At 66.4% G+C, this 16,372-nt stretch carries 14 protein-coding genes; all 14 read right to left on the bottom strand.

All coding sequences use genetic code 11. From position 1 onward, the window contains the following. Positions 1–320 precede the first annotated feature (320 nt). From hemA to bchF, 14 genes are read right to left on the bottom strand one after another with little or no spacing between them, the layout of a single operon-like run. Positions 321–1,532, bottom strand: coding sequence for a 5-aminolevulinate synthase (hemA, locus tag DWA33_RS10775; protein ID WP_114358073.1), 1,212 nt, complete (start codon positions 1,530–1,532; stop codon positions 321–323). Continuing rightward, on the bottom strand, positions 1,529–2,593 hold the full coding sequence (gene puhE, locus DWA33_RS10770) for a putative photosynthetic complex assembly protein PuhE (RefSeq protein ID WP_114358072.1): 1,065 nt from the start codon (positions 2,591–2,593) through the stop codon (positions 1,529–1,531). The genes hemA and puhE overlap by 4 nt, the downstream gene beginning before the upstream one ends. A 13-nt stretch (positions 2,594–2,606) precedes the next feature. Continuing rightward, on the bottom strand, positions 2,607–3,704 hold the full coding sequence (gene acsF, locus DWA33_RS10765) for a magnesium-protoporphyrin IX monomethyl ester (oxidative) cyclase (RefSeq protein ID WP_114358071.1): 1,098 nt from the start codon (positions 3,702–3,704) through the stop codon (positions 2,607–2,609). Further along, positions 3,701–4,000, bottom strand: a complete 300-nt coding sequence (locus tag DWA33_RS10760) for a hypothetical protein (protein WP_011157110.1) — start codon at positions 3,998–4,000, stop codon at positions 3,701–3,703. The genes acsF and DWA33_RS10760 overlap by 4 nt, the downstream gene beginning before the upstream one ends. 2 nt (positions 4,001–4,002) lie before the next feature. After that, positions 4,003–4,509: a photosynthetic complex assembly protein PuhC gene (gene puhC / locus DWA33_RS10755; protein ID WP_114358070.1), complete on the bottom strand. Its 507-nt coding sequence runs from the start codon at positions 4,507–4,509 to the stop codon at positions 4,003–4,005. 12 nt (positions 4,510–4,521) lie between these two features. Next, positions 4,522–5,184, bottom strand: a complete 663-nt coding sequence (puhB, locus tag DWA33_RS10750; protein ID WP_114358069.1) for a photosynthetic complex putative assembly protein PuhB — start codon at positions 5,182–5,184, stop codon at positions 4,522–4,524. Then, a complete protein-coding gene (puhA, locus tag DWA33_RS10745; RefSeq protein ID WP_114358068.1) occupies positions 5,181–5,948 on the bottom strand; it encodes a photosynthetic reaction center subunit H in 768 nt (255 codons plus the stop codon). The genes puhB and puhA overlap by 4 nt, the downstream gene beginning before the upstream one ends. A gap of 22 nt (positions 5,949–5,970) precedes the next feature. Beyond that, a complete protein-coding gene (locus tag DWA33_RS10740; protein ID WP_114358067.1) occupies positions 5,971–7,404 on the bottom strand; it encodes a BCD family MFS transporter in 1,434 nt (477 codons plus the stop codon). Further along, a complete protein-coding gene (gene bchM / locus DWA33_RS10735; RefSeq protein ID WP_114358066.1) occupies positions 7,401–8,102 on the bottom strand; it encodes a magnesium protoporphyrin IX methyltransferase in 702 nt (233 codons plus the stop codon). The genes DWA33_RS10740 and bchM overlap by 4 nt, the downstream gene beginning before the upstream one ends. Continuing rightward, positions 8,102–9,040: a ferredoxin:protochlorophyllide reductase (ATP-dependent) iron-sulfur ATP-binding protein gene (gene bchL, locus DWA33_RS10730; RefSeq protein ID WP_114358065.1), complete on the bottom strand. Its 939-nt coding sequence runs from the start codon at positions 9,038–9,040 to the stop codon at positions 8,102–8,104. The genes bchM and bchL overlap by 1 nt, the downstream gene beginning before the upstream one ends. Then, positions 9,037–12,783: a magnesium chelatase subunit H gene (locus DWA33_RS10725; protein ID WP_114358064.1), complete on the bottom strand. Its 3,747-nt coding sequence runs from the start codon at positions 12,781–12,783 to the stop codon at positions 9,037–9,039. The genes bchL and DWA33_RS10725 overlap by 4 nt, the downstream gene beginning before the upstream one ends. Beyond that, positions 12,758–14,380: a ferredoxin:protochlorophyllide reductase (ATP-dependent) subunit B gene (bchB, locus tag DWA33_RS10720; RefSeq protein ID WP_114358063.1), complete on the bottom strand. Its 1,623-nt coding sequence runs from the start codon at positions 14,378–14,380 to the stop codon at positions 12,758–12,760. Before bchB ends, DWA33_RS10725 begins: the two co-directional genes overlap by 26 nt. A 2-nt stretch (positions 14,381–14,382) precedes the next feature. Next, positions 14,383–15,672 carry a ferredoxin:protochlorophyllide reductase (ATP-dependent) subunit N gene (locus DWA33_RS10715; RefSeq protein WP_114358062.1) on the bottom strand — a complete coding sequence of 430 codons (1,290 nt, stop codon included), beginning with the start codon at positions 15,670–15,672 and terminating at the stop codon, positions 14,383–14,385. Further along, entirely contained in the window at positions 15,669–16,154 is a 486-nt protein-coding gene (bchF, locus tag DWA33_RS10710) for a 2-vinyl bacteriochlorophyllide hydratase (protein ID WP_114358061.1), read from the bottom strand. Before bchF ends, DWA33_RS10715 begins: the two co-directional genes overlap by 4 nt. Positions 16,155–16,372 lie beyond the last annotated feature (218 nt).

Below are 16,372 nucleotides of genomic sequence, written 5' to 3'. Positions count from 1 at the left end.
TGTGAATGTTCATCCGGTCCCTCCCTGGATACTGAAGCATCGCAACCTCAGCATCCCCGGTCCGGACCGGATGGACAACCTAATGAAAGCTCACATCTAGGCCGAGCGCGAGACTGAGACTCTCAAGCGTCCGCGCCAGGTCGGGCTCCAGCGCCCCCCCAAGAGCGGCTCGCTCCCTCTCCCCGCCCTTCGCGGGGAGAGGGTCGGGGTGAGGGGCGGACACCGCCGCAGCGTAGAGCCTGAAGCGCAGAGCCTGCCATAGACAAAAGCGCGCGCCTTGCGGCGCGCGCCAGTCTTGCTCGGGTAGATCAGTGAAGGACTCAGGCGGCCTTGGCGAGGCCGACCCGGGACCAGATTTCGGACAGCGCCTGCACCAGATGCTCGATGTCGGCGTCGGAATGCTGCGGCGACGGCGTGATCCGCAGCCGCTCGGTGCCGCGCGGCACCGTCGGGTAGTTGATCGGCTGCACGTAGATGCCGTAGCGGTTGATCAGCTCGTCGCTGATCTGCTTGCACAACGCCGCGTCGCCGACCATCACCGGGACGATGTGGCTCGGATTCGCCATGTGGGCGACGCCGACCTGATCGAGCCGCATCCGCAGCCGGGCGACGCGATCCTGATGGCGCTCGCGCTCGGCCGAGCTCGAGCGCAGATGCCGGACGCTCGCCAGCGCACCGGCGGCGACCGCCGGCGGCAGCGCGGTGGAGAAGATGAAGCCGGAGGCGAAGCTGCGGACGAAGTCGCACAGCGCCGCCGAGCCGGTGATGTAGCCGCCGACGATGCCGAACGCCTTGGCCAGCGTGCCCTCGATCACCGTCAGGCGGTGGCTGAGGCCTTCACGGTCGGCGACCCCGCCGCCATTCGGGCCGTACAGGCCGACGCCGTGGACTTCGTCCAGATAGGTCATCGCGTTGTGGGCGTCGGCGACGTCGCAGATCTCGGCGATCGGGGCGATGTCGCCGTCCATCGAATACACCGACTCGAAGGCGACCAGCTTCGGCGCGTGCGGATCGAGATCGGCGAGCTTGCGCTCCAGGTCGCGCGGATCGTTGTGGGCGAAGATCCGGGTCTCGCTACGGCTGTGGCGGATCCCCTCGATCATCGAGGCATGGTTCAATTCATCCGACAGGATGACGCAGCCCGGCATCCGCGATGCCAGGGTCGACAGCGTCGCCCAGTTGGAGACGTAACCGGAGGCGAACAGCAGGCCGGCCTCCTTGCCGTGCAGCGCCGCCAGCTCCTGCTCGAGCAGGACGTGATAATGATTGGTGCCGGCGATGTTGCGGGTGCCGCCGGCGCCGGCGCCGCACGAATCGATCGCTTCGTGCATCGCGCTCAGCACCGCCGGGTGCTGGCCCATGCCGAGATAGTCGTTGGAGCACCACACGGTGACGTCGCTGGTGCCGTCGGGGCGATGATGGGTCGCTCGCGGGAACGCGCCGGCCTGGCGCTCCAGGTCTGCGAACACCCGGTAACGACCCTCGCGATGGAGGCCTTCGATCTGCCGCTTGAAATACGCTTCGTAGTTCATGACGTCCTCCCGTTGAGCGTCGCGGCGGGTTCTGCGACCCGTGCCGATGCCAGGCCGCTCCGGGGATGCTGCTCCAGGAAGGTCTGGCGGAACTGATCTTCGAGCCGCTGCCGGGAGCAGAGCTGGCGCGCCTTCGGCTGCGCCTCCTCGGCCCGGGCGGTCGGCACCACGACGAGCTGCGGTGCGGCGGGGCGCGCGTCGACCGCGGTCGGCGCTTCGTTGAGCTGCGCAGGCGAGCCCTGCGCGGATGCGGCGGTGATGGTGGCGGAGGGGTTCTGTTCCATGACGATGTTCTCCGGCGAGAAACCTGGACGAATGCCCCAGCTCCACAGCGTGATGGCAGGCAGGGGCAGCAGCATGAACCAATGCTCGACGACGCCGAGCGCAAACAGCGTCGACACCAGCGTGAGACCGACGACCTCGAACGGCGTGTTCGCGACTTCGACGATGCGCTGGATCATCACCACCAGCACCGCGGTCGACAGCGTCACCGAGATCGGAAAGAACGCGCTGACGGGCTTGCGCGCGAAATAGGTCTTCAGAAACTGGACGGCATCCGGCATCAGCTCGTCATTGGTGACGGGCACGCCGAGGAACAGATTGATCTTCGCGCTCTGGCGCAGCACCCACAGCGCCACATAGGTCCAGAGGCCGACCTGATTGGGAGCGCCGAGCGTGACCAGCAGCACCACCCCGCCGCAGGCGAGCAGGCAGATCTCGTGATAGATGATCGCCTGCAGCGCGTAGCTGAGCCGGGCGAACCCCTTGGCGTCGGGCGGACACGGCTCGGCCCGCGGGCCGGTGAGCCAGCCCGACAGGAACGCAATCTCCTGCGCGCCCCACAGGAAGATGATGCAACTGAACGCCATGTAGGCCGCGCCGACATTGACGTCGTGCGCGGTGACCGACAGGCCGCACAGCGCGATGGTCACCATGCCCCCGGCACACACCGCCCGCAGCAATTCGGAACGGCCGACGCTGCCGACCAGCAGCAGCACCGCTCCGGTGGAGAACCACCAGACGAAGGCTGCGAAGATCGGCGGGCCGAGGTAGCTGATCATCGGATCGTTCCCCTCACCACGCCGGACGCAGGCCGATGACGCGCGGCAGCTCGTTGCGCTTCGCGGGAAGCAGGAACAGCCGGCCGAACGCCAGCGCGGCGGAGGCGGCGTAGAACGGCCGCTTCAGCCTGCCGAGCAGGCCCTGGCCGTGGCTCTTGTCGATCTTCTCGGCGGCTATGCGCAGCCGCTCGAGGTTCTGGAGAAAACGCGGATCGTCGAGATTGATCATCACCGGAAACACCTGCTTGGAGATCTCGGTGGTGACGCGGAACACCTGCATGCCGTACTCGGTGGCATCGACCCCGAGCGCCTCGTAGAACGCCGGCCGCATGTGATCGCGGACGTACATCGTGGCGAACACCGCGAGCAGGAAGAACCGGATCCACAGCTTGTTGACGCCCGACAGCAGCGACGGATCGGCGCGCATCAGCAGCGCGAACGCCTCGCCGTGCCGGAACTCGTCGTTGCACCAGCGCTCGAACCACTTGAAGATCGGGTGGAAGCGGCGCTCGGGATGGCGCTCCATCTGCCGGTAGATCGTGATGTAGCGGGCGTAGCCGATCTTCTCCGACAGATAGGTCGCGTAGAAGATGAATTTCGGCCGGAAGTAAGTGTACTTCTTGACCTTGGTCAGGAACGACAGGTCGACGCCGATGCCGTGATCCTTGAGGATTTCGTTGATGAAGCCGGCATGGCGGGCTTCGTCGCGGCTGAGCAGGCCGAACAGCTCGCGGATCTCGGGATTCTTGATCCGCTTCTTGATCTCGGCGTAGAGCACGCAGCCGGAGAACTCCGCCGTCAGCGACGACACCAGAAAGTCCTTGAACTCCGCGCGCAGCTCCGGCGGCAGCTTGTCGAGATCGGCGTTGATGAACTCGTCGGTCTTCTTGAAGTGCGACTTGTTGTAGTCGGCCCGCAGCTCGTTCATCATCGCGGTCCATTCGGTCCGCACCAGGCTGACGTCCAGCTTGTCCATCGCCGCGTAGTCGGTGGTGTAGAACCGCGGCGTCAGGATGGTGTCCTGCTTGGCGATGTTGAGGCTGTCGACGCTGCCTTTGATGTCCGGTCGTGATCGCAGCGCGCCCTGGGCGCCGCCCTCCATTGGAATCATTGAACCCTCCCGGTCGAAAAGCTGACTTCGTACAGTTCGGTCAGTTCACGGTAGCCTTCGAACCGCGCACGGATCTTGTCGAGAAGACCGGCACGGACCACGGTTGCGGTGCGACGAACGACCAAACGTTCGCCGAAGTCGACGTGGGTCGGCGCATCGTGAACCAGGACCTCGTCGCCGGGTCCGATTTCGATGTCGCCGTCGAGGACGACGTGCGCATGCAGGGTTTCCGAGGTCTGTTCGATCTCGACCGTGCAGGGGACGTCGAAGCTCGTGCGTTTCCCTAGTCCGAACATGCTTATTTCGAAGCGCCTTTCTCGGTGAGGTTCTGGTTGTTGGAGGTGGTTTGGTTTGTGCCGTTGCCGGCGGGCATCAATTGCGCGAAGGCGCGGAGGTTGTCGGCGCCGAATGCATTGAGATCGATCACCTTCTTGGTGACCGGGTCGGTCAGCGTGTACTGACCGTTGACGTAGCGGGCGAGCTGGAACGACGGCGCCGAACCGACGCCGGACTTCTGGCGCTCGCGCGCCATGCCGTGCAGTACGACACGGACGAAGCCGGACTGACCCGGCTGCAGCGACGTCACCAGGCTGCGGTCCGCCGAGCGATACACCAGCACCGCTCCGTCCGGACTGTCTTCGAAGTTCAGGTCGAGGCTTTCGACCATCGCCGGCGGCGTCATCCGGGAATGACCGATTCCGGTCAGGCTGGTGGTCGCCGCCGCAGCGATCGTGAACAACACGACCGCCGCAGCCGCGATCAGAGCACCCTTCGGAACATTGAGATTGTGCGCGGCCTCGCTCATCTCGATCTCCGGTTAGGCAACTGCCGTTGCTGTTGAACTCGGCAGCGGGCCATCCTCCGGTCCGCTGCTGTTGGATTGCACGATCGCCACCGCGGAGCTGTCGGTCTGCGCCTTCACCGCCTCGGTCAGCTTGGCGGCGACGGTGGCGACGTCCGGAACCGAATTCAGCATCGGCTCCGGCTTGTTGATGTACCAGGGCCGCACATGCGGCCACAGCAGCACGTAGGATGCGCGCTTGTCGTCGATGATCCGCAACGGGATATCGCCGCTGCCGTCACGATTGCGGCGGAGGTCGGCGTTGGCGATCCGTGTCAACGGGATGTTGATGGTGATCGGCAGCGCCACGCCCATCTGCAGCAGGACGCGCTTCGAGGTGATGGTGTAACAGGTCGCCCGGCGGAACAGCCAGACGAGCAGTGCGAGCAGGCCGAGGCCGACCGCCGCCGGGATCAGAAGCGTCGATGCGGACATCAACGCTTCCGCCGGCGACTGGCCTTGCGACCAGTTCGACCAGGCCTTCCACGCGATCAGCAGGGCGAAATAGATCGCCACCGCCCGCATGTGGAAGGACCTGATGGCCAACCCTTTGTAGGTCGGCTTCCCCTGCCAGATGACGCGCTCTCCCTCCGGCAAGGGCGATGGAAGCTCACGAAACTGGCTGGGGGCGTCGGTCATACCAGCGACTCCGAACGCAGCGGCGTGGCGTAGAGCGTGCCGGCGCCGTAGTACGCGCAGATCTTGTCTTCTTCGAGCTTGGTGACCTGGTCCGTCTTGGCGGTGGTCGGGACGCCGGCGAACTGATCGCCGCGGATGGCGTCGACGGACACCTTGCCGAACGGGTCGTTGATCAGCGCGAACGGCACCGGGAGCAGCACGCGCTTGCGGCTCTTGGCGACCTCGACCTCGAGGTAGCGGGCGAGCACTTCGGCGCGGTCGACCCAGACTTCGGTCACCGTACCGCCGACCACGCCGTCGCAGCCGACCACCGGCATACCGACCGGGTTCGGGTCACGCGGGTCGAGGAACATGCCCTTCGCGGCGCGCAGCGGCGCGATGATCGGCAGGTTGTCGAGGCCGAGTTCCGGCACGTCGGCGCGCTGGGCGTAGGAGCCCGGGCCGACGCCGTCGGCGAACGGGTTGCCGGTCGGAACGAACGGCGCACCGGGCCACGGCGCGGACGGGGCGAGCGCCACGTTCGGGCGGTCGTTGCCGGTCGACGGCACGGTCTTGGTGGCGCCGCCGCGCAGCAGGTAGGTCTTCGGATCCGGCGGGGCCGGCACGCCGATCTTCGCCAGGCGCGTGCCGGTGCCGACATCGGCGACCAGCGGATAGCCCTCGCGCTTGTCTTCCCGGCGAAGATAGAACAGCAAGCCAGCGAAGAAGATCCAAAATACGTACAGGGTAACCTGTGCTAAGTCCAAATACGCTCCGGGTTGCATGGGACAGACCCCTTCCTCTTAGTTAACCTGGAAATTCGGCTAGGCCGAATTTGGCTGACGACTGCGCGTAGTCCGTTCGTGTCGTGCGCACGAGCGGACCGACCGCAACCAGCGTTGCGAACAGCAACGCGATCTCGATGTAGTAGACGAAGCAGTAACCGATCGCCGGCCCCGACAGCACGGCGCCGAGTGCGCCGTCGCTGGCGAGCGAAGTGACGGCGTCGCGGATGCCGCCTCCGAGCAGGATGCCGCCGCCGGCAGCGGTCGCCTGCACTGCGCCCCACGTGCCGAGCGCCATTCCTGAATCACTGCGAGACGCCACCGCCATCGCCGCGGTCAGCGTGCCGGCTGCGAACAGCCCGCCGCCGAAACCGATCAGCGCGGTGCCGACCCGGAACAGCAGCGCCGATTGCGCCGGGGCCGACATCACCACCGCGGCGAACGCGAACATGCCGATCATCGCGCCGAGCCCGGCGAGCCGGTACGGATCGCCGCCGCGCCCGAGCGTGCGCGCCGCCAGTCCGAAGCCGGCGAGCGTGCCGAGTGCGAAGAACGCGGTCAGCGCCGTGGTCTGGCCGACGGTGAGCTGCAGCACCTGGGCGCCGTACGGCTCCAGCAGAATGTCCTGCATCGAAAAGCCGGCGGTGCCGAGCGCCACCGCGACCAGCATCCGGGTCGAACCGCCGGCGTCCCGGAACTGGGTCCAGGACTCGGCGAAATGCGGACGCCGCCGCGACGCCGAGGTCAGCGCCGGATTGCGGGCTTCCTGCTTCCACAGCGCCACGACGTTGAGCACGAGCTGCAGCACCGCGACGCCCTGGATCACCTGAATCAGCCGAAGCTCGCTGAAGTCGCGCAGCAGCTCGCTGAAGATCAGCGCGCTGCCGGTCATCCCGATCAGCAGCATCACGTACAGAAACGCCACCACCCGCGGCCGGGACTGTTCGGGCGCGATGTCGGTGGCGAGCGCCAGGCCGGCGGTCTGGGTGGTGTGCAGGCCGGCGCCGACCAGCAGGAAGGCGAGCGCGGCGCCGAACTGGCCGTACACCGCCGGATAAGCGCCCTCGCCCGACAGCACCAGCAGCGCGAACGGCATGATCGCGAAGCCGCCGAACTGCAGCAGCGTGCCCATCCAGATATACGGCACCCGGCGCCAGCCGAGCACCGAGCGATGATGGTCGGACTTGAAGCCGATCAGCACGCGGAACGGCGCGAACACCAGCGGCAGCGACACCATCAGCGAGACGAGCAGCGTGGTGACGCCGAGCTCGACGATCATCACCCGGTTCAGCGTGCCGTTGAGCAGCACCACCGAGGCGCCGACCGAAACCTGGAACAGCGACAGACGCAGCAGACGACCGAGCGGAAGCTCCTTGGTCGCCGCGTCGGCGAACGGCAGGAAACGCGTCCCGAGACGCATCCAGCCTTTCGCCAATGTCGCCGCCAGTTGGCTCATCGTCGAACCATCTCCAGGGCCTGCGAGGTGTAGAAGCCGGACGACACCCGATGGGTGCGGCCGGGCTGCCATTGCGCCAGCAGCGGCTCCGCCGCCACCAGGCTGCGCAGCGTCTTTTCGCTGATCGGCTCGATCGCCGGGGCGCGGTCGGCGCGCGGGAAGAAGCCGCCGACGAAATGCATCAGCGTCAGCAGCGGCGTCTTCGGCGCGAAGGTCACCGCCATCGACTGCCGGGTGCGCGACGCCAGCGTCGCCAGCATCCGGCAGATGTCGTGCGGCAAATAGTGGATCAGCGAGTCCATCGCGACCACGAAGTCGAACTCGCCGAGTTCGGGGTCGAGCATGTCGCCGGAGCGGAAGTCGATCGCGGCCGGATCGATGTCGGCCGGCAGCCGTTCGCGCGCCACCGCCACCAGCGTCGGCGACAGATCGATCGCAACGATCTTGGCGCCGCGACGCGCCGCCTCGATCGACAGCGCGCCGGTGCCGCAGCCGGCGTCGAGCAGCCGGGTGCCGGTCATGTCGGCGGGAAGCCACGACAGCAGCGTGTTGCGCATTTCGTCGCGGCCGGCGCGCACGGTGGCGCGGATGCCGCTGACGGGCGCGTCCGACGTCAGCTTGGCCCAGGTGTCGGCGGCGGTGCGGTCGAAATAGGTTTCAAGCTCGCCGCGTCGCTCGATGTAGCTGCCCAACGCCATCAATCAAATCCCAAGAGATCAAAGATGTCGCGATCCTTCAGCGGCTTGCCCTGGACCGGGGGTTCCTTCGCCTCCCACAATTCGGTAGCGAGCCGAAGATATTCATTTTGCACAGCTTCGATTTCTGCGGTGTGATCCATCTCAAAAAGTGTCATCTTTTTCAGACGGCTCTTCCGGATGACATCGAGATCCGGCAGATGCGCGACGCGCTTGATACCGGTGCGCTCGCCGAACTTGTCGATCTGGTCGGTCTCGCGGCTGCGATTGGCAATCAGTCCCGCCAGCCGCACGCTGTAGTTCTTCGACTTCGCCTGGATCGCCGCGGCGATGCGGTTGGCGGCGAAGATCGAATCGAAGTCGTTGGCGGCGACGATCATCGCCCGCTCGGAATGCTGCAGCGGCGAGGCGAAGCCGCCGCACACCACGTCGCCGAGCACGTCGAAGATCACCACGTCGGTGTCTTCGAGCAGATGGTGTTCCTTGAGCAGCTTGACGGTCTGGCCGACGACATAGCCGCCGCAGCCGGTGCCGGCCGGCGGACCGCCGGCCTCGACGCACATCACGCCGTTGTAGCCTTCGAATACGAAGTCCTCGGGGCGCAGCTCCTCGGAGTGGAAGTTCACCGACTCCAGCACGTCGATCACCGTCGGCATCAGCCGCTTGGTCAGCGTGAAGGTGGAGTCGTGCTTGGGATCGCAGCCGATCTGCAGCACGCGCTTGCCGAGCTTGGAGAACGCCACCGACAGGTTCGACGAGGTCGTGCTCTTGCCGATGCCGCCCTTGCCGTAGATCGAGAACACCTTGGCGGTGCCGATCTTGACGTTGGGGTCGAGCTGGACCTGGACGCTGCCCTCGCCGTCGCCCTCGGCGCATTTGCCGGCATTGACGTCGGCGCAGCCCGAGGTTTTCAGCTTGTTGGGATCAGTCAGGATGTTCATGCGGCCACTCCCACGCCTTCCAGGCGATCCTCGAGCTCTTCGCCTGCCTTGCGCAGGGTCTCGAGCATTTCCGGGTCCGGAGACCAGTAGTTGCGTTCGTGCGCTTCGATCAGGCGGTTGGCGACTTTCGCCGAGGCGACCGGATTGAGCGCGGCGAGGCGTGCCCGCATTTCAGGGTCGAGCACGAAGGTCTCGGTGAGCTGCTTGTACACCCACGGCGCGACTTCACCCGTGGTTGCCGACCAGCCCATAGTATTTGTCACGTGCTCTTCGATCTGACGCACGCCTTCGTAGCCGTGCTTCAGCATCCCTTCGTACCACTTCGGATTCAGCATCCGGGTGCGGGTCTCGAGCGCGACCTGCTCCGACAGCGTCCGCACCGTGCCGGCGCCGCGGGTCTGGTCGCCGATATACACCGGCGCAGCCTGGCCGCCCTTCGCCTTGCGCACCGCGCGGCTGATGCCGCCGAGCGTGTCGAAGTAGTGGTCGACCGTGGTGACGCCGAGCTCGACCGAGTCGAGGTTCTGATAGGCGAGATCGACGTCGGCCAGCGCGCTCTTGAGCAGGTCGGCGTGCTGCACCGGCTGGCCCTTGAGGCCGTAGGCAAAGCTCTTGCGCTTGGTGTAGGTGTCGGCGAGCTCGTCCTCGTCTTCCCAGCGGCTGTTCTCGACCAGGTGGTTGACGTTGGAGCCGTAGGCGCCGTCGGCGTTGCCGAACACCCGCAGCGACGCCGTCTCCATGTCGCATTTGTGCTCGGCCTGATAGGCCAGCGAATGCTTGCGGATGAAGTTCTGCTCGGCCGGCTCCTCGGCGCTCGCCGCCATGAAGGCGGCTTCGGCGAGCAGCTTGATCTGCAGCGGCAGCAGGTCGCGGAAGATGCCCGACATGGTGATGATCACGTCGATCCGCGGCCGCCCGAGTTCTTCCAGCGGGATCAGGTCGGCGCCGGCGAGACGGCCGTAGCCGTCGAACCGCGGCCGGGCCCCCATCAGCGCCAGGGCCTGGCCGATCGGCGCGCCTTCGTTCTTCAGATTGTCGGTGCCCCACAGCACGATCGCGACGGTCTCGGGCAGCGGATTGCCCTCGGCGATGTGCTTGTCGATCAGCCGCTGCGCCTGCTTGGCGCCGTCCTGCAGCGCGTAGGCCGACGGGATCCGGAACGGATCGAAGCCGTGCAGGTTGCGGCCGGTCGGCAGCACCTGCGGCGTGCGCAGCAGGTCGCCGCCCGGCGCCGGACGGATGAACTTGCCGTCGAGCGCACGCAGGATCGCGGCGAGCTCGTGATCCTCGGCGAGCAGCTTGTCGATCCCGGCCAGCTCCTTGAGCATGTCGAGATTGGCCTGCGCCTCCGGCCCGTTGCCCGACAGATGTTCGGGATGGCCGCCGCGCACCAGCGCTTCGAGCACCGACTTGTCTGGGCGCTTGCCGTGCATCGCATCGGCGACCGCTTCCAGCGTCTCCACCCGCTCCTCTTCGGACGGCACGTTGCCGACGACGTGGAGGCCGTGCGGGATCAGCGCATACTCCATCTCCAGCACGGCATCGGCGAGTTTGGCGATGGCGGCGCCCGCCTCTTCGGCGGTCCACGCCGGCTCCGCCGGGACCAGATCGAGGCCGGCGGCCTGCGCCTGCACCAGCGTGGCCAGATTCTCGCGCTCGGTCTCTTCCTCCGGCGTCAGCCCGCGCCAGCGCTCGAGCGAGGATTTCAGTTCGAGCAGCCCGCGATACAGGCCGGCATGCGCGACCGGCGGCGTCAAATAGCTGACCAGCGTCGCGGCCGAGCGCCGCTTGGCGATCGCGCCCTCGGACGGGTTGTTGGAGGCGTACAGATACATGTTCGGCAGATCGCCGATCATGCGGTCGGGCCAGCAGGTGCCGGACAGGCCGGTCTGCTTGCCGGGCATGAATTCCAGCGCGCCGTGGGTGCCGAAATGCAGCACCGCGTGAGCGCCGAAATCCTGCTTGATCCAGCGATAGAACGCCGAGAAGGCGTGCGTCGGCGCAAACCCCTTCTCGAACAGCAGCCGCATCGGGTCGCCTTCGTAACCGAACGCCGGCTGCACGCCGACGAACACGTTGCCGAAGCGCTCGCCGAGAATGAAGATCGAGGAGCCGTCGCTCTGCTGCTTGCCGGGCGCCGGACCCCACTGCCCTTCGATCTCGCGCAGCCAGCGCTCGGCCTTGACGTGATCGCCGGCCATCACCCGGGCATGGACGTTGGCGGTCGAACCGAACCGTGCCGCATTGCCGGTGATGATCGCCTCGCGCAGCGCGTCGACGCTTTCCGGCACCTCGACGGTGTAGCCCTCGGCCTTCATCGCCTTCAGCGTGTTGAACAGCGACTCGAACACGCCGAGGAACGCCGCGGTGCCGGTGTTGCCGGCGTTCGGCGGGAAGTTGAACAGCACCGCAGCGATCTTGCGGTCCTTGCGTTCGCTCCGGCGCAGCGCGATCAGCCGCGCGGTGCGCGACGCCAGCATCTCGGCGCGCTCGGAGCAGACATACATGTCGCCGCCGCTCTCGTTGCGGTCGAACTTGCAGAACTTCTCGCAGCCCGGGCAGGCGATGTCGCCGCCGTCGGAGCGGCCGCCATAGACCATCGGGTTCGAGCAGCCGTCGAGCTCGGGGATCGCCACCATGATGGTGCTCTCCACCGGCATCAGGCCGCGATCCGACGTCGCCCATTGCTCCAGCGTCTGGAACTCGACCGGGTGCGCCGACAGATACGGCACGTCGAGCGCGGTCAGAATCTCTTCGGCCGCCTTGGAGTCGTTGTAGGCGGGACCGCCGACCAGCGAAAAGCCGGTGAGCGACACCACCGCGTCGACCACCGGACGGCCGTTCTTGATGAAGAACTTCTCGATCGCCGGGCGTTGATCGAGGCCCGAAGCGAACACCGGAATGACGCGCAGCCCCTTGGCCTCGAACGACTCCAGCATGCCGTCATAGTGGCCGGCATTGCCGGCGAGCAGATAGGAGCGCAGCAACAGTACGCCGACCGTGCCCTTGGCCTCGGCGGGCCCCGGGGGCAGCTTGTCGAGCGACTCGGCGATGCGGCCCTTCATCTTCGGGTGATACACGCCGACATCGGCGTATTCGAGCGGCGGCTCGACCTTGGCGACGCCGCGCAGTCCCTTGCGCGGCCCGTCCGCATAGCGGTCGATCAGCAGCCGCACCATGTTGGCGATGTTCTGCTCGCAGCCGGCCAGCCAGTATTGCAGCGTCAGGAAGTAGGCGCGCATGTCCTGCGCAGTGCCGGGCACGAAACGCAGCAGCTTCGGCAGCTGCCGCAGCATCTTCATCTCGCCCTTGCCGGCCGAGCCTTCGGTCTTCTTTCCGCGCAGCTTCTTCAGCCAGTTGATCATGCCGAGCGCTTCGGCGCTCATGTCGAACTTGCCGATACGGGTGAGCTTGACCACCTCGGCGGCCGACATGCAGCACACCATCGCGTCGCAGTCGTTGCGCCGCGCCTGCAGCGCCGGCATCACCGCACGGACGTGATCGTCCATGAACAGCATGGTGGCGATGACGATGTCGCCGGTGGCGATGTCGGCGAGGCAGCGCTGCAGCGCGTGTCCGTCGCTGCCCCACTCGTCGGCGGAGTGCACCGTCAGTTCGATTCCGGGATAGTCCTTGCGCAACGCGTTGCGGGCGCGTGCAGCGGCGCCGGACAGATGGCTGTCCAGTGTGACGATGACGACCCGGACCGGGGTCTTGTCAGCGGGCGAAGTGCGCTTTGGCATCGTACAAGGTCTCGACAGTAATGGTTGCGACACCATTCTCGTTGGCGAAGCGCTCGGTGTTCCGGCGCGCCTTGCCGCGGACGAAGAACGGTATCTTCAGCAGTTCCTTTTCGGCTTCCGGTGCCCACACGGCCCCCGTAGGGGCGGGTGCGGCCGGAACCGGCTGAGATGCTGCACCGTCGAGAACCGGCGCGCTTTGCGGCAGCGCAACGGCGACCTCCACCACGGCAGGCGCCGAAGCGGGTGCGTGGCCGGTGCCGAGATGCGACGGCAGCGCGCCGTCCTTGAATTCGAAATCGTCCTTGAACATCGCCAAAAGATGCTCTTCGAGACCCATCATCAGCGGATGGACCCAGGTGTCGAAGATCACATTGGCGCCTTCGAATCCCATCTGCGGCGCGTAGCGCGCGGGGAAATCCTGGACGTGCACCGGCGCCGAGATCACTGCGCAGGGCACGCCGAGGCGCTTGGCGATGTGGCGTTCCATCTGGGTGCCGAGCACCAGCTCCGGATGCAGTTCGGCGACCTTGGCTTCGACTTCGAGATAGTCGTCGGTGATCAGCGCCTCGACGCCGTATTTCGCCGCCGCCTCGCGGACGTCGCGGCCGAACTCGCGGCTGTAGGTGCCGAGCCCGACCACCTTGAAGCCGAGCTCTTCCGATGCGATCCGCGCCGAGGCGATCGCATGGGTGGCGTCGCCGAAGATGAAGACGCGCTTGTTGGTCAGGTAGGTCGAGTCGACCGAATGCGAGTACCACGGCAGCCGGGTCGACGCCGCGGCCAGCACCGGCTCCGGATCGACGCCGGCAAGGCTTGCGACTTCGCGCACGAACTCGCGCGTCGCCGACACGCCGATCGGAATCGTCTTGGTGAACGGCTGATGGAAGATCCGCTGCAGCCAGGACGCCGCCTGCGAGGCCACTTCCGGATACAGCACGACGTTGAAGTCGGCATCGCCGAGCCGGGTCAGGTCGACGGGAGTCGCGCCCATCGGCGCCACGACGTTGACGTCGATCCCGAGCTGGCCGAGCAGCCTGGTGATCTCGGTGACGTCGTCGCGATGGCGGAAGCCGAGCGCGGTCGGCCCGAGCAGATTGCACTTGGGGCGCTGACCCGCGGGACGTTCGGGACGCTTGGTGCCGGGCGGCGGCGCCTTCGGACCGACGATCGCGCGCACGAGCTGGTAGAACGTCTCGGACGCGCCCCAGTTCTCCTTGCGCTGATACGCCGGCAGATCGATCGGAATCACCGGAATCGAGAAGCCGAGCGACTTGGCGAGCCCGCCCGGATCGTCCTGGATCAGCGAGCCGGTGCAGGAGGCGCCGACGATCATCGCCTGCGGCTTGAAGCGCGCATAGGCATTGCGGGCCGCGGTCATGAACAGCTCGGCGGTGTCCTTGCCGAGATCACGCGCCGCGAACGTCGTGTAGGTCACCGGGGGCCGCTTGTTGCGGCGCTCGATCATGGTGAACAGCAGATCGGCGTAGGTGTCGCCCTGCGGCGCGTGCAGCACGTAGTGCAGCCCTTCCATGCCGGTGGCGATTCGCATCGCGCCGACGTGGGGAGGTCCTTCGTAGGTCCAGACGGTGAGCTGCATGATCAGGCCACCAACTTGGCGCGCCGCACCAGCGGCCGCGCGAACAATTCAGCGAGATCGGCCGCCTGCTCGTAGCCCTGGATCGGGGTGAACACGAGTTCGATCGACCATTTGGTGGTGATGCCTTCCGCTTCGAGCGGATTGGCGAGACCGAGGCCGCACACCACGATGTCGGGACGCGCGACGCGGCAGCGGTCGAGCTGATCGTCGACGTCCTGTCCTTCGGTCAGAGCGACGCCGGCGGGCAGCAGCTTCAGCTCCTCGGCGAGCTGTTCGCGGTGCAGATACGGCGTTGCGACTTCGACGAGCTGCATGTCCAGTTCGCGCGACAGGAAACGCGCCAGCGGAATCTCGAGCTGCGAGTCGGGGAAGAAGAAGATCCGCCGGCCGCCGAGTTCGCTCTTGAACGCGGCGAGCGCACGCTCGGCGCGGGCGCGGTTGGGCGCGGTGACCTGCTCGAACTTCGCCGGGTCGATGCCGAACGCATCGGCGGCGGCACGCAGCCAGCCGGTGGTGCCTTCGACGCCGAGCGGGAACGGCGCGGCGAGTCGCTTGGCGCCGCGCTCCTCCAGCGCCCGCACGGTGTCGGGCAGGAACGGCTGCGCCATCAGAATCTTGGTGTTGGGCCCGACGCTCGGCAGCGCGGTCGATTTGCGCGGCGGGAAGAACGCGACGTCGCCGATGCCGAGCGCATCGAACATCCGGGAGAACTGATCTTCCACCACGTCGGCCAGCGAACCGATCACCAGCAGCGACGGCTTGCTATCGGTCGATGCCGGCAGCTCCGGCACCAGCGATGCGAGGCAGGCGTCTTCGCCCTGCGTGAAGGTGGTTTCGATGCCGCTGCCGGAATAGTGCAGGATGCGCACCTCCGGCGAGAACCGCTGTGACAGCCGCAGCGCGGCGCGCGACAGATCGAGCTTGATCACTTCGGACGGGCACGAGCCGACCAGGAACAGCAGCTTGATATCGGGCCGGCGCGCCAGCAGTTGGGTGACGACGCGGTCGAGCTCGTCATTGGCGTCGGTGAGTCCGGCCAGATCCTTCTCTTCCATGATCGCGGTGCCGAACCGCGGCTCGGCGAAGATCATCACGCCGGCGGCCGATTGAATCAGATGCGCGCAGGTGCGCGATCCGACCACCAGAAAGAACGCATCCTGGATCTTGCGATGCAGCCAGACGATGCCGGTCAGCCCGCAGAACACTTCGCGCTGGCCGCTCTCGGTGCGGATCTCGCGGGACACCAGTTGATCCGCGGTCGCGGTCGAACAGCCCGTGACATGGACGGTCATACGCGCCCCCCGGACACCGAGGGCTCGCGCAGACCTGCGATCCGCTCGTCACGACGCGCGGCGCGCAGCTTGAGCAGGAATTGAGTGGCGTTGACGACGTAGGTCGCATAAGCGGCGAGCGCGACGTACATCTGATCGCGCGCCTCGCCGAGGCCGAAGAACAGCATCACCAGATAGGCGGTGTGCAGCGCCAGCACCAGGAAACTGAACACGTCTTCCCAGAAGAACGCCTTGGCGAACAAGTAACAGCCGAAGACTTCGCGCTCCCAGATCGCGCCGGTGATCATGATGGTGTAGAGCACCAGGGTCTTGATCACGACCGACACCGTCGCAGCGGTGTAGCCGTCGCCGGTGGCGAGATAGCGCAGCACCAGGCCAAGGCTGATCAGGAACACCACGAACTGAACCGGCGCCAGGATGCCCTGCACCAGCGTCCATTTTGTTGCGTCTCGGCGGACCCGCTCTTCGGGCGTGTAGAGCATCTTAACCGTTTGCTTTTGCTGGGGATCCGAGTTGGCGGTGCCATTGTGCGGCACTGCACACTCCGAGGCCTTCATGTAAAGAACGTTTGACACCTGCGCGTCGCGGTGGTGCGATACCGACACGCTCGGTTGGGAGGCTGGGACTGTCGCACCCAGACCCTCTTTTTCTTGATCTGATGCCGACAGACGATGCACCGCGCCACTCCCAAAAGTGCGGC

It is taken from the genome of Rhodopseudomonas pentothenatexigens (assembly GCF_900218015.1).
GTDB lineage: Bacteria > Pseudomonadota > Alphaproteobacteria > Rhizobiales > Xanthobacteraceae > Rhodopseudomonas > Rhodopseudomonas pentothenatexigens.
This window is presented reverse-complemented; position numbering and strand designations above follow the sequence as displayed.